A 13,220-nucleotide genomic window follows, 5' to 3' on the forward strand; every position below is an offset into this window, starting at 1 on the left:
CGCGTTCGCGATGCTCACGCTCTCCCTGATAGGCATCGGTTGCGGCGATCCCGACCAGCTCACGCGCGCCGCTGTGCAAGCGATCAACGCCGCCGATCTCGTCCTGATCCCGCGCAAGGGAACGGCGAAGTCGGATCTCGCCGATCTCAGGCGGACGATTTGCGCGGACGTGCTCACCAGCGACAAGACAGCCATCGCTGAATTCGATCTTCCCGTGCGCGACGCTGCTGAAGCCGATTACCGCAAGGGCGTGGACGATTGGCACGATGCGGTTGCCGCGACCTGGTCGCAGACGATCGCAAAGCATCTCGCAGGCGAGGGCAAGGTTGCGCTGCTGATCTGGGGCGATCCGTCGCTCTATGATTCTTCATTGCGCATTGCGCGGCGGCTCGATCCCTTGCCTGACATCGAGGTCGTGCCCGGCATCACCTCGATCCAGGCGCTGTGCGCGGCGCATGCGCTCCCGCTCAACGATATCGGCGAGCCCTTTCTGGTCACGACGGGACGGCGCTTGCGCGAAGGCGGCTGGCCGCAAGGTGTCGATACCGTGGTAGTGATGCTCGACGGCGGCACGGCGTTTCAAGTGCTTGACCCGGAAGGCTTGCAGATCTGGTGGGGCGCATATCTCGGCATGCCCGACCAGATCGTCATGTCCGGGGCGCTCGCCGAGGTTGGCCCGCGCATCGTCGCGGCGCGCCAGGAGGCGCGCGAGCGGCATGGCTGGATCATGGACAGTTACATTCTCAAGCGCGCGCGTTGAGCGAGGCAGCATGCTCCCGGAATGGGTTACCAAGAACTGCCCCGAAATCTCCGCCGCGCATCGCGAGACGGCGATTGCGCGGCAGGCGCAACTGACAAAGCCGACCGGTGCGCTCGGCCGGCTGGAGCAGCTCGCGATCGAGCTCGCCGGTTTGCAGGCGACCGAGCGGCCGCGTGCGGCGCTTGTGCCGATCATCATCTTCGCCGGCGACCATGGCATCGTCGCGCAGGGCGTATCGGCGTATCCGCAAGGAGTGACCATCGCGATGATGGCGAATTTTGCCTCCGGCGGTGCCGCGATCTCCGTGCTGGCGCGCGAGCTCGGCTCGAGCCTGGAAGTGGTCGACGCCGGCACGCTGGCGCAGGACGAGATGGCGGGAATCGTCACCGACAAGCCGCGCCACGGCACGCGCGATTTCAGCGTCGAGGCCGCGCTCGCACCCGCCGAGCTGGCGTTTGCGCTCGAGGCCGGCCAGCGCGCGGTCGCACGTGCGGCAGCCCATCAACCTGATCTCCTGATCTTCGGCGAGATGGGGATCGGCAACACGACGACCTCGGCTGCGATCGCCGCAAGCCTGCTTGGCGTGAGCGCCGAGGAGATCGCGGGCAGCGGGACCGGGGTCGATGCGGCCGGCCGCGCGCACAAGGCGCGGGTGATCGATGCGGCGATAGCCCGCCACGGCGTTGCGAGCGCCTCGGCCGAAAAAATTCTGTGCGCCGTCGGCGGCCTGGAGATCGCAGCGATATCAGGTGCGATCATCGCGGCCGCGCAGCGCCGCATCCCGGTCTTGATCGACGGCTTCATCGTATCGGTGGCGGCGCTCGCAGCGGCGCGACTCAACCCATCGTGCCAGCCGTTTCTGCTGCCGTCGCATCAATCTGCGGAGCAGGGACACCGGCTGGTGTTGCGCGCGCTGAACGTGCAGCCGTTGATCAGCCTCGATCTCCGGCTCGGAGAGGGATCGGGCGCGGCCATTGCGCTGCCGCTGGTTCGGCTCGCCTGCGCGCTCCACAACGACATGGCGACCTTTGCGCAGGCCAATGTGCCTGACAGGCCTAGCTGATCCGCTGATTGGCGGAGACGACGCGCCAGCCGCTCGCAAGGCGATCGATCCGGGTCAGCGATAGCGGATCGATCACGAAGCGCAGGGCAGCCTGCGGTGTCAGATCCAACGCGATGCAGAGCGCGGCGCGGATGGTGCCGGAATGCACGACGAGCGTGGCCGATCCGGCGCCGATCCGCGACAGACCCGACCGGACACGCGCGACCTGGTCCGCAAAACTCTCGCCGCCCGGCGGCCGTGCGTTCGCCGGATCATTCCAGAACTGCGCATAGGCATCGTCGCCGGTGGCACTGAGTTCGTCGTGTCGATGGCCGGTCCAGTCGCCGAAATCCTGCTCGCGGAATTCGCTGATCAACTCCGGTTCGAGCCCCAGCGCGCGCGCCGTCTCGACCGTGCGCCGTGAGGGGCTGGCATAGCTCGCGGCATCCGGCGGCAGACGCCGTCGCACGGCATCCAATTGGGCGCGATCGCCGAGATCTGCCGGCGCGTCGGCAGCGTGGATGGTGCCTGTGACGCCCTCGACCGGCGCGTGCCTTATCAGCCAGAGGAAGGTCTCGCCTTCCATGCTCATCTCCAAGGAAGTTGGTCGTTGTGGCAATAACGCCGCAACTGGCACATTGACTCTGTTGTGATGGTAATCCTAGATGCTCGCGACGGTTTCCCCGAGAGGGGATGAAAAGGGAATACGGTGCGGGGATATTGTCCCCAACGCCGTGGCTGCCCCCGCAACTGTAAGCGGTGAATCCTTCGTCAGAAGCCACTGGGGTGCTCGGTCCCGGGAAGGCGACGAAGTGGTCACGACCCGCGAGCCAGGAGACCTGCCGTCAGCCGTGGTCACACGCGAAGATGTCGGTCGGGGAGTACAGACATTCGGCTTCATCGGACGGCTGAAGAGCCAGAAGGTGAGACCTCGTTCGCTGTGACGTGCCACTGACGTCATACCGAGGTCCCAAAACCGTGTCTTCCATCCGTATCGTACGACCGCGTCGCTTTCTGCTCGCGTCCGCCGCGCTCACATCTCTTGCCGCTCTCGATCTGCCCGCCGCGCTGGGGCAGCAAGCCCGTGAGCCCCTGCCGCCGGTCGAAGTGTCGCCGGCCCAATCCCGCAAGCAGGCCAGGCCGGCCGGTCGGGACGCGCAGAGCCCGCGCCGCGCGGCTGCGCGCAGGCCGGCAACCGCAGCAGCGATGCCGAAGCCCGTCGTGCCGACTGAGGCGCCCCCGACGCCGCTCAACAGCAACGCCGTGGCCGAAAGCGCCTCGCGGCTTGGCCTGACGGTGCGCGAGATACCCGCGACCGTCGAGGTGATCTCGGCCGAGATCATGCGCGAGCAGGGTTATCGCACCGTATCGGATGTGGCGCAGGGTGCGGTCGGCGTCACTTCCGGCGACAATCCGGCCGAACCCGCGGCGTTCTCCATGCGCGGCTTCACCAACAGCCAGATCAATACGCTCTACAACGGCATCAAGATCGGTCCGCAGAACATGACCTCGCGGATCACCGACACCGCCAATCTGGAGGCGGTGGAATTCCTGAAAGGCCCGGCATCGCTGATCTCGGGCGAGGGCGCCGCCGGCGGCGCGATCAATTTCGTCACCAGGCAGCCGCATACGGGACCGATCCGGAACGAAGCTGATTTCTCCTGGGATTCGCTGAATTCGTTCCGCGCGCATTACGGCTCGGGCGGCAGCACCAACGTTCAAGGCCTCGATTACCGCTTCGATATCAGCCGTTCCTCGCTCAACGGCTTTGTCGACGATACCAATACCAAGATGCTCGACGTCTCCGGCCAGCTCAACTATCGCATCTCCGACAGTCTCAAGGTGTGGGGCGCGATCGAGTATCGCGAAGACCGCTCCAAGGCCTATTGGGGCGCGCCGCTTGTGCCGATCGCCTATAGCGGTTCGCATGCGACGAGTGGGATCGTTTCGGGCAATTACGTCTCGAACTACAACAAAACCAACCTCGGCGCGGTGACCATCGACGACCGCACCCTCAACACCAATTACAACGTCCTCGACAACCGTAACGTCGCGCAGGAGGTGTGGCTGCGCGGCGGATTCGAGCTGAAGCTGGCGCCGGACCTGACGCTGAAAAGTCAGGCGTATGGTTACGGCGCGGAGCGCACCTGGTTCAACAACGAAATCGAGGCCTTCAATTCCACCACGAACCTGGTCGATCGCGAGCGCTTCTATGTCGCGCACAGCCAGCGCCTCGTTGGTAACATCACCGATTTGATCTGGGACGCCAATATCGCAGGCTTCTACAATCGCCTGGTCACGACGCTGTCGTCGAGCTATCTCGATTTCGTCAGGCCGGGCGCTGCAAACTTTCCCGGCGACTCCGTTTCGCTGGTCGATCCCAACCGTGGCTTTTACGGCCTGCTGACGACGCAGCAGCAGACCGCGCGCATCGACAATGAGGCGCTTTCGTTCGAGGACCGGCTGAAGCTGACGCGGACCTTCGCGCTGGTCGGCGGCCTGCGCGTCGAGCACATCGGTCTCGATCGCAACTCAACCGACAAGAGCGGTCTCGTGAAACCGGACTTCCCGTACACGAAGGATTGGGCGCCTGTGACGGGCCGGATCGGCTACACTTGGGAGGCGGTGCCCGGCCTGACCTTCTTCAGCCAATACGCTACCGGCGCGGATATCTCGGCCAACAACATCTTTCTGCTCTTGCCGACGCAGAATCTGGATCTGACCACCGCGCGCACCTACGAGACCGGCGTCAAGCACCTGTTCTGGGACAACAGGGCGGAGTGGTCGTTCTCGGCCTACGACATCGTGCGCAAGAACGTCTATGCCGCGGCCGGCGGCATGGCGCTCAATATCGCCGGGCGACAGGAATCGAAGGGCGTCGAGCTTGCCGCTTCGGTCCGTCCGATCGATCCGCTGCGTCTGTGGGGCAACATCGCCTATGTCGATGCGCGCTATGCCGATTACGATTTCGCCGGCGGCTCGTTCTCCGGCAATACGCCGCCCAACGTGCCGCGCATTGTGGCCAATGCCGGCGCGTCCTGGCGATTCTTCACGCCCTGGCCGGTGGAGCTCGGCATCACCGGCCGCCATGTTGGCGACCGCTACAACACCGATGCCAATGTCGTGACGATGAAGGCGTACACGGTGGCCGACGTCTACGCCTTCGTCGACATCCCCAAGACGGTGTTCAACGCGGTCGACCGGGCCCGCCTGACCTTCCGTGTCCGCAACATCACCGACAAGCGCTACGCGATCTGGGGCGATCCGTTCTATCCCGACCAGATCCTCCTGGGAGCGCCGCGCACCTATGAGCTCTCGGCTGCGTTCAAATGGTAGGGCGCTGATCACATGATGAGCGCGATCGTCCTGGTGCATCGCTGGCTCGGGATCGCGTTCTGCCTGCTGTTCGCGATGTGGTTCGCGACGGGGATCGTGATGCACTTCGTTCCGTTTCCGTCGCTGACGGAAGCGGAACGGTTTGCCGGTCTTGCTCCGGTGGATCGCGGAGCGGCGAGGATCCCGGTTGCGGAGGCGGTCGCTGCGAGCGAGGTCGCCGGCGTCGTGCGCGTCCGGTTGATCCAGCGGAGCGATGCCGCGGTCTACATCGTCTCGGGACCCTCGCGCGTGCGCGCGGTGCGCGCCTCCGACGGAGGGGATGCGTCGGTTGCAATTGCCGATACCGCGCTTGCCATCGCGAGGGAGCACGCGCGCAATCGCGGGCTCGATGCCGCGCGGGCTGCGGTCGTTGCGCATTCGGACTATGATCAGTGGAGCGTGCCGAACGGCTTCGATCGCCACCGGCCGCTGTTTCGGGTGGCTCTCGGCGATGCTGCGGGGAGGGAAGTCTATGTCTCCTCGTCCACCGGCGAGATCGTCCTGGACACAGGGCGGCGCGAACGGGGCTGGAATTGGGCCGGCAGTGTGCTGCACTGGATTTATCCGACGGTCCTGAGAAGCAACTGGTCCCTGTGGGATCGCGTCGTCTGGACGCTGTCATTGCTGGCCTTGATCGCGGCGATGCTTGGTGCGGTGCTCGGGATCGCGCGGGTGAAGCTGCGCGGGCGCCGGATATCCTCGCCCTATCGTGGCTGGCACGCGTTGCATCACGTCATTGGCCTTGCGGCAGCAATGTTCGTGCTGACATGGAGTGTCAGCGGCTGGCTCTCGATGGATCACGGCCGGCTGTTCTCGCGGGGGCAATTGACCGCCGCCGAGTCAGGCGTGATGAACGCATTGCCCGATTGGACGGCTGCCTCCTTGCCTGATCGGCAGCCGATATCACCCTCGGCTCGGGAGATCGAATGGTTTGCCATCAACGGCACTGTCTACCGGCGCGATCGGGTGAGCCTTGACCGTCAAGTCTTGATCAAGGCAGGGGACGCGCCCCGCGACGGACCAGCGGGATTTCTGGATAGGCGTGAGATCCAGAGTCTGGTGGCGCGCCTCGCTGCCGGCTGTGGCGTGCCGTCCGTTCTTGCGGGCAACGACGATTACGCCGCGCAATCGGCTATTCCGGGCGCGCCGGTGTACCGCTCGCGCTGCGGCGACATCTGGTTCGATATCGACGGCGCCGATGGCAGCGTGCTGCAAAGGCTGGATGCCTCGCGGCGGACCTACCGCTGGGTCTATCGCGCGCTCCACACGCTGGATTTTCCGTTTCTGGTGGCGCATCCGCGTCTGCGCGATGTCCTGATCGTCGGGCTATGTGCGTTGGGGCTGGTGTTCTCCGTCACCGGGATCGCGATTGGCTGGCGGCGTCTGCGGTCCTGACCGACGGCCGGCCGTTACATCGGCTCCTCTCTAGTCCAGGCCGCTCTTGCCTGGTGCCCAATAGGCTTTTGCCCTGATCCGCGATGATGCGACACCGGCGGCCTTCAAGGCGCGGCCGACGCGCTGGATCGAGGATGCCTTGCCGGTCAGGACGAACTGCGCGCCGTTTGCGCCAAGGCGAAGCAGCTCGGATTCCGCGGATGCAAGATGGGTACCATCCGCACTGCGTGCGATTAATCTGGCCTCGCCGAGGCCGATGGAGTCCAGCACCGGTCTGGACTCCGCGATATCAGTGGCTTCGAACAGATGGAGCGCGCCGCCGGCCCGCAGGCTGTCGCGCAACGCGGCTGCAAGGCCGAACGAGGTTTCATCGCCGAACAGAACGATGGGCGCTCCGAGGTCGGTAAGGTCGAGTGAACGGCGAGGACCAAAGAACTGGCAGGTGTCACCTTCGCGCAGACCGCTGGCCCAGCGGCTGCCGGGGCCATCGCCATGGGCAAAGGCGAGCAGCCGCATTCTGCCGTTGCCGGCGTCCCACGACATCGGCGTATAGGTGCGCGCGCTAAGGCCCGAGCCCATCGCGACCTGGATCTTCTCGCCGGCCGTCCAGGCGACGTTCCCGAGCGCTTCGCCTTCGAGCTCGACAAGCCGGAAGCGGGACGAGAGCGTCTCGATGCCGGCAACGCGCGCAGGACGCATCAGCCATCGCAGCAACATCCGCGTCAGCCGTCCCTGCGGTGCCCGCGATGGCTCGGACGTCTGTGGCTCGTGAGCTGGCTCGTTCAAGTTTGGCTCCATCGCAGTTTCACCATCGCGCCGATCATCTGGTCCTGATCGTGAATTCGTTGCCACGTCCCGGATCGAACGGTAGAGACAGGGAGAGGTAGCCGTTCTCGGGATCGCGCACGTAGTCGATATAGCCCGAGGCTTCCTCGAGCGCGTTCTCGCCGACGATGACGGCGCCCGGCTTCAGATGTGGTTCCAGCAGCTTGAGAATTGGAAGATAGAGAGTAAATGCTCCGTCGAGCATGACCATGTCGATCTCGCCGCCTAGGCCGGAGCTGAGCGTTTCGCGCGCATCGCCGTGCCTGAACTCGACGAGGTCGGCGAGCCCCGCGGCGGCAACGTTCGCCCGTGCCCGCTCGATCTTGCCGGGTTCGAGATCGGTCCCGATCAGGCGCCCGCCACCGATGTCGCGCAGGCCCGCCGCCATGTAGATCGCGGAAATTCCCATTGAGGAGCCGAACTCGACGATGCGCCTTGCCTTGCGGGCACGGACGCACATGTAGAGGAAGCGTCCGAACTGCGGAGAGACGCTCAGGAAATTGTCCGCAAATCCGCGATAGACTTCGTTCAGATCGCGGCTCTCGGCCGCGATGGCCTTGCTGATGATCTCGTCACGGCTGTTCGCTTCGTTCGCGAAGGCTTGCATCAGGGGGCCGTCGGCGACCTCCGCTTCCTGGTGAAGACGATGGAGGAATTCGGCGACGACGCCCTTGCTGAGTGAATCCATGTCGGTCGGCTCCTTGCAATGCGCCCGCCGGGCGCTTCGGAGCCTGGATACGAGATGGTCCCTCAGACCGCATTCCGCGAACGGGACAATCGATTGCGAATTCCGGTCAGTGTGCGCCGACGCGGCGTTCGGCCAGATATCGCGCCGGCGGCTTGCCCAGCGCCTTGCGGAACATGGTGACGAAGGCGCTGGCCCTCTCATAGCCGAGATCCAGCGCAACGGCTTGGACCGATGCGCCCTGGTCGAGACGTTGAAGCGCGATCAAGATATGGAGCTGTTGGCGCCAGCGGCCGAAGCTCATGCCGGTCTCGCGTCGGAGGATGCGGGTGAGGGTGCGCGGAGCAACGGCCATGCGCCGGCTCCAGTCCTCGATCGTCGCGCGATCGGAAGGATCGGTCATCATCGCGCTCGCGATCCGGCGCAGCCTGGCGTCGGCCGGCATGGGAAAGCGCAGCTCTTCGGCGGGCGCAAGAGACAGCTGGTCGATCAGTACCGCGGCGATCCTGCCGTCGGCGCCGTCGAGATCGTACATGACCGGCATATGGGTGGCATGCACCAGCAAACGCTCGAGCAAGGGCGAGATCGTCAGTGTGCAGCATTGCTGCGGCAACGCGGGCACCGCATCCGGTTCGACGAACAGGCAGTGCATCTCGACGTCGCCGGCGACGCTGACGCTGTGCGGAACATGACCGGGAATCCACACCGCACAACGCGGCGGGACGATCCAGACGCCGTGTCCAGCCTCCAGCCTGACGAGGCCGCGCATGGTCAGGACGAGCTCGTCCTTGCGATGCGCGTGCATGGCCAGCTCCATGCCCTTGGTGACCATGTGACCCCCGAAAGCGGCGACGGCGCGCGGCACGGTCTCGGGATCGAAATCCCCGAGATCATCGGGGTTCATCTGGTCATCGTTGATCCTGAAGAAGGGCATGGCAGGCGATGGGGGATCCGCAGAGGACTGGCTGGTCCAGGCAATATCTGGCCCGTGATCGCGACTTTCAACGCAGGTCGCCCTAATCTCGATGGTTTCTAACCAGTTCGTCCCAACGGATGGCTGCGCTTTCGCCCATCGATCGGACCGGACGATATCCTCGCTTACTGACCGTACAATAAAGAAAGGCTGAGCCGCCCGCCGTGCATAGCTCATGGGCATCCGAACCCTGCGCAACGCCGTTCGATCGCCTGCAAATTAGACAGACGATTTTAGTCGCTGGGATCGCAGTGCAACGGCCGTGGCGGTTTGCGCGGAAAAATCCGTGGTGCGATGCACTCTGCCGTCGTTCAGCAGTCCGCGTCTGCATGCTCTCTGCGCGGGCAGAGCTGCACCAAAACGTGCAGCCGAATTCGCTGGCCGCAGCACCGGCCTGGTGGTTTGCGGCAAAGCTGGCCCTATCCCGACCTGACCGCTCTGTCGCACACTCGCGGACAGTGGCAAGACAAGGAATGCATGATGAGCGGTCTCGGTTCGGCAATGGATCTCGCAATGGACGGTAACAGGCCGGCGTGCGGTTCGGGCCTCATCTGTCGCTGCCCCGGCACATGAGCTCCTCCGAACATCACTGGGAGGTTGGCACCGATATCGGCGGCACCTTCACCGATATCATCGCGATCCGGCGCGATTCATCGGAGGCGCGGATCGCAAAGGTGCCGTCGCGCCCCGACGCGCCGGTTCAGGCGATGCTGGAGGCGATCGAAGCGGTGGGCCTGCGCAAAAGCGAGGTCAGGCGCTTCGTACACGGCACGACGCGCGTGACCAACGCCATCGTCGAGGGCCGGCTGCCGAAGGTGGCGCTGGTCGCGACCGAAGGATTTGCCGATGTGCTCGAGATCGCGCGTTATCGCCGCCGCGATCTCTACCGTCTCGACATTCCGCCGAAATCGCCGCCGCTCGTGCCGCCTGAGCGCTGCTTCGGGCTTGCTGAGCGCCTCGATCACGAGGGTCGGGTGCTCAAGGCGCTCGAGCAAGCGGAGATCGAGCGCCTGGTTGCCTGGCTGAAGGAGACCGGGGTCCAGAGCGTCGCGGTGGCTCTGCTTCACGCCTATGCCAATCCCGTGCACGAGAAGATGCTGGGCGAGCGGCTCAAGGACGTCGTCGCCCATGTCTCGCTGTCGCACGAGGTCAATCCCGAGGCGCGCGAATACGAACGGACATCGGCGACCGTGTTCAACGCCGCCGCGATGCCCATTGCGGTGGAGTATCTCAGCGAGCTCGAGCAGCGGCTGCCGATTGGCCCCGGCTTGCAGGTGTTTCATTCCGCCGGCGCGATGATCCCGATCTCTGCGGTGAAGCGTCGCCCGCTTGTGATGGCGATGTCGGGCCCGGCCGCCGGCGTCTCGGCGTCGGTCAGCATCGCGCGCCAACTCGGCACGCCGCGCATGCTGACTTTCGACATGGGCGGCACCACGACGGACGTGTGCCTGATCGTCGACGGCCAGGCCGAGATGACCGATGGCCGCATGCTCGGCGACAAGCCGCTGCGCCAGCCGATGCTCGCCGTTCACTCCATCGGGGCGGGCGGCGGATCGATCGTGCGCAACGGCCCGGGTGGCCTGACCGTCGGCCCGGAGAGTGCCGGTTCCGAGCCGGGTCCGGCCTGCTACGGCCGCGGCGGCACCGAACCAACCATCACCGACGCCAACGCCGTGCTCGGCTATCTCAACCCCGAAACGAAGCTTGGCGACCGCATCGGGATCGACGTCCAGGCGGCCAAGCGCGTCATCGAGCCGATCGCGCAGGCGTTGGGACTGAGCCTGACCGAAACGGCGCTCGGCATCATCAAGGTCGCCAACGCGACGATGGCCCGCGCGCTGCGCCGCGTCACGGTCGAGCGCGGCATTGACGGGCGCGACTGCACGCTGCTGGCCTTCGGCGGCGGCGGCCCCATGCATGCCGCAGGGCTCGCCGATCTCTATGGGATTGCAGAGGTCGTCGTGCCCAGCGCATCGAGCGCGTTCTCGGCGCTGGGCTGTCTCACTGCCGATTTCAGCTTCCTGCAGCAGCAGACCTTGCGCGCTGGTCTCGACGGCATCGACCTTGCGCGCGTGTCGGAGCGGATCGGCACGCTGATCGACGATGCCTCGGCGCCGCTGATCGCCAATGGCGTTGCAAAGGCGGAGATCCAGGTCGAACTGGTGGCCTTGATGCGCTACGCGGCGCAGAACGACGCCATTCCGGTCCCGCTCGCGCTGCCGCTCGAGATCGCCAGGCTCAAGCAGGATTTCCTGGCGCGGCATCACGAACTCTTCGGCTATGCGACCGGCGAACCCTGCGTCATCGAGTCCGTGCGGGTCCAGGCGCGCCGGCCGTCCACGACCGTCGTGCGCCGGCCGGCGACCGCGGTGAGGGCGGTCTCCTCAGGGACGCGCACCTGCTCGTTCGACGGCCTGCATGAGATCGAGACTGCGATCATCGACCGCGCCGCGATGACCGACACCGTCCGCGGCCCGGCCATCATCGAAGACGCCTGGTCCACGGTGGTGGTGCCGCCGGGCTGGCAGGCAAGGCCGGATGTTTCAGGCAATCTGTTCCTGACGCGGAGGGCTGCATGAAGCTCGATCCGTTCGTCGTCGAGGTCATCAGGCACGGGCTCTCGGCTGCGGCCGAGGAGATGAGCCTGGTGATGACGCGCTCGGCGCGCTCGCCGCTGCTGCGCGAGGCCGGCGATCTGTCGTCGGCGATCACGGATGGTCGTGGAGACTTGGTCGGGCAGGGCCGCGACATCCCGATCCATCTGGGCGCGATGGCTTACACGGTCCCCGAACTGCTGAAGGTGGTGCCGCGCGACAGCCTGAACGACGGCGACGTGCTGATCTACAATGTCGGTGCGCTCGGCGGCAATCATCTCAACGACGTCAAGGTCGTGCGCCCTGTCTTCGTCGACGGCGAGATCGTGGCGTTCGCGGTCAGCCTCGCGCACTGGCCCGATATCGGCGGCAGCTGGCCCGGCAGCTATTTTGCGAAAGCCATCGACACGTTCCAGGAGGCGATGCGCATTCCGCCGGTGCTGATTGCGACGGCAGTTGGCGTCAACGCGCCGATCGTGCAATTGCTCAAGGCGAATGTTCGGGACGCGGAATCTTGCGAGGGCGATCTGCTCGCGCAGATCGCGGCGACCAAGGCCGGCGAGCGGCGCATCGTCGATCTCTGCCGCGAGCACGGCAAGGCGGTGTTCAAAGCGACGCAGTCGCGCCTGCACGATCTCTCCGAAATCGAGATGCGCGAGGCGTTACGCGCGTTGCCGGACGGGATCTACGAAGGCGAGGACCATCTCGACGACGGCAGCGTGAACGACGCGCCCGCGCGTATCCACGTCAGGATTACCATTGCCGGCGACGAGGCGACCTTCGACCTTTCGGGGAGTTGCGACCGCGTCTCGAATTTCTGCAACACGACGCCGTTCATGGCGCGCTCGGCCGTCGCCTATGCCGCGCGCATCATGAGCGGGCGCGACATGCAGCAGAATGCCGGCGCGCTCCGTCCCCTGACCATCATTACGCGCCCGGGCTCGATCCTGGAACCGGGATGGTCGGCGTCGGTCGCCGCAGGCAACCACGAGACGTCGATGCGCATCGTCGACGCGATCTTCCGCGCCATGCAGGACACCATTCCCGAGCGCTTGTCCGCGGGCGGCGCGACCACCGCGGGCGTCCTGTTCTTTGCGCAGCCGCGGCAGGACGGTTCCTGGAAGATGCTCTACGAGGTCCACGGCGGCGGCGAAGGCGCGCGGCATGACCGGGCCGGCATCTCGGCGACCCGGGTCCATCTGTCCAACACCTCGAATACGCCGGTCGAGGTGATCGAGGCGAACTACGCGATCCGCCTCGAGCAGCAGGCCATTCGCCGGCAATCCGGCGGCGCCGGCGTCCACCGCGGCGGCGATGGCGTCGTTCGTGCTTACCGCATTCTCGCTCCATCGATGCATCTGACCACTTGCATCGAGCGCATGGTGATTCCGCCGTTCGGTATGCAGGGTGGCGAACCCGGCAAGGCGTGTCGCATCTCGCTCGTCAGGCAGGGCGCAAACGTCGCGATCGACGGCAAATCCAACCTCGTGCTGCAGCAAGGCGATCTCGTCACGGTCGAGACTTGCGGCGGCGGCGGCTACGGCGCTGAAGCCGCGGAGTGAGGGGATTAC

General features: G+C 65.5%; 10 protein-coding genes and 1 riboswitch. Of the genes, 6 read left to right on the forward strand and 4 right to left on the reverse strand.

Going from position 1 to position 13,220, the window contains the following annotated elements:
- Window positions 1–10: 10 nt before the first annotated feature.
- The gene (gene cobF / locus CIT39_RS12800) at window positions 11–760 is read left to right on the forward strand and encodes a precorrin-6A synthase (deacetylating) (protein ID WP_094974972.1); all 750 of its coding nucleotides are present in this window, start codon (window positions 11–13) and stop codon (window positions 758–760) included.
- Between the two features lie 10 nt (window positions 761–770).
- Window positions 771–1,823 carry a nicotinate-nucleotide--dimethylbenzimidazole phosphoribosyltransferase gene (gene cobT / locus CIT39_RS12805; protein ID WP_094974971.1) on the forward strand — a complete coding sequence of 351 codons (1,053 nt, stop codon included), beginning with the start codon at window positions 771–773 and terminating at the stop codon, window positions 1,821–1,823.
- Here cobT and CIT39_RS12810 read toward each other — a convergent pair.
- Window positions 1,816–2,388, reverse strand: coding sequence for a histidine phosphatase family protein (locus CIT39_RS12810; RefSeq protein ID WP_162308476.1), 573 nt, complete (start codon window positions 2,386–2,388; stop codon window positions 1,816–1,818). The two genes, cobT and CIT39_RS12810, sit on opposite strands and share 8 nt — an antisense overlap.
- A 72-nt stretch (window positions 2,389–2,460) precedes the next feature.
- Window positions 2,461–2,663: riboswitch (cobalamin riboswitch) on the forward strand.
- A 117-nt stretch (window positions 2,664–2,780) separates the two neighbouring features.
- Between CIT39_RS12810 and CIT39_RS12815 the strand changes: the two genes are divergently transcribed.
- Together CIT39_RS12815 and CIT39_RS12820 are read left to right on the forward strand one after the other, a co-directional pair.
- A complete protein-coding gene (locus tag CIT39_RS12815) occupies window positions 2,781–5,138 on the forward strand; it encodes a TonB-dependent receptor (protein WP_162308477.1) in 2,358 nt (785 codons plus the stop codon).
- Window positions 5,139–5,150: 12 nt separating this feature from the next.
- On the forward strand, window positions 5,151–6,572 hold the full coding sequence (locus CIT39_RS12820; RefSeq protein ID WP_094974968.1) for a PepSY domain-containing protein: 1,422 nt from the start codon (window positions 5,151–5,153) through the stop codon (window positions 6,570–6,572).
- 30 nt (window positions 6,573–6,602) lie between these two features.
- On the opposite strand, the gene CIT39_RS12825 is transcribed toward CIT39_RS12820, so the two are convergent.
- The 3 genes from CIT39_RS12825 to CIT39_RS12835 form a co-directional block, all read right to left on the reverse strand.
- On the reverse strand, window positions 6,603–7,358 hold the full coding sequence (locus CIT39_RS12825; RefSeq protein WP_244607568.1) for a siderophore-interacting protein: 756 nt from the start codon (window positions 7,356–7,358) through the stop codon (window positions 6,603–6,605).
- Window positions 7,359–7,392: 34 nt separating this feature from the next.
- The gene (locus CIT39_RS12830; RefSeq protein WP_094974966.1) at window positions 7,393–8,085 is read right to left on the reverse strand and encodes an O-methyltransferase; all 693 of its coding nucleotides are present in this window, start codon (window positions 8,083–8,085) and stop codon (window positions 7,393–7,395) included.
- 106 nt (window positions 8,086–8,191) lie between these two features.
- Window positions 8,192–9,232, reverse strand: a complete 1,041-nt coding sequence (locus CIT39_RS12835; protein WP_244607569.1) for an AraC family transcriptional regulator — start codon at window positions 9,230–9,232, stop codon at window positions 8,192–8,194.
- Window positions 9,233–9,624: 392 nt separating this feature from the next.
- On the opposite strand from CIT39_RS12835, the gene CIT39_RS12840 reads away from it, so the two are divergent.
- Both CIT39_RS12840 and CIT39_RS12845 read left to right on the forward strand, forming a co-directional pair.
- Entirely contained in the window at window positions 9,625–11,634 is a 2,010-nt protein-coding gene (locus tag CIT39_RS12840) for a hydantoinase/oxoprolinase family protein (RefSeq protein ID WP_094974964.1), read from the forward strand.
- On the forward strand, window positions 11,631–13,211 hold the full coding sequence (locus CIT39_RS12845; protein WP_162308478.1) for a hydantoinase B/oxoprolinase family protein: 1,581 nt from the start codon (window positions 11,631–11,633) through the stop codon (window positions 13,209–13,211). The genes CIT39_RS12840 and CIT39_RS12845 overlap by 4 nt, the downstream gene beginning before the upstream one ends.
- Window positions 13,212–13,220: the final 9 nt, after the last annotated feature.

Origin of the sequence: Bradyrhizobium symbiodeficiens (genome assembly GCF_002266465.3) — a bacterium.
Taxonomy (GTDB): Bacteria; Pseudomonadota; Alphaproteobacteria; order Rhizobiales; family Xanthobacteraceae; genus Bradyrhizobium; species Bradyrhizobium symbiodeficiens.

Coding starts and splice junctions, on each gene's coding strand:
- CIT39_RS12820 (WP_094974968.1), top strand. CDS start 5,151: ATGATGAGCGCGATCGTCCTGGTGCATCGCTGGCTCGGGATCGCGTTC.
- CIT39_RS12830 (WP_094974966.1), bottom strand. CDS start 8,085: ATGGATTCACTCAGCAAGGGCGTCGTCGCCGAATTCCTCCATCGTCTT.
- CIT39_RS12835 (WP_244607569.1), bottom strand. CDS start 9,232: ATGAGCTATGCACGGCGGGCGGCTCAGCCTTTCTTTATTGTACGGTCA.
- CIT39_RS12840 (WP_094974964.1), top strand. CDS start 9,625: ATGAGCTCCTCCGAACATCACTGGGAGGTTGGCACCGATATCGGCGGC.
- CIT39_RS12810 (WP_162308476.1), bottom strand. CDS start 2,388: ATGGAAGGCGAGACCTTCCTCTGGCTGATAAGGCACGCGCCGGTCGAG.
- cobF (WP_094974972.1), top strand. CDS start 11: ATGCTCACGCTCTCCCTGATAGGCATCGGTTGCGGCGATCCCGACCAG.
- CIT39_RS12845 (WP_162308478.1), top strand. CDS start 11,631: ATGAAGCTCGATCCGTTCGTCGTCGAGGTCATCAGGCACGGGCTCTCG.
- cobT (WP_094974971.1), top strand. CDS start 771: ATGCTCCCGGAATGGGTTACCAAGAACTGCCCCGAAATCTCCGCCGCG.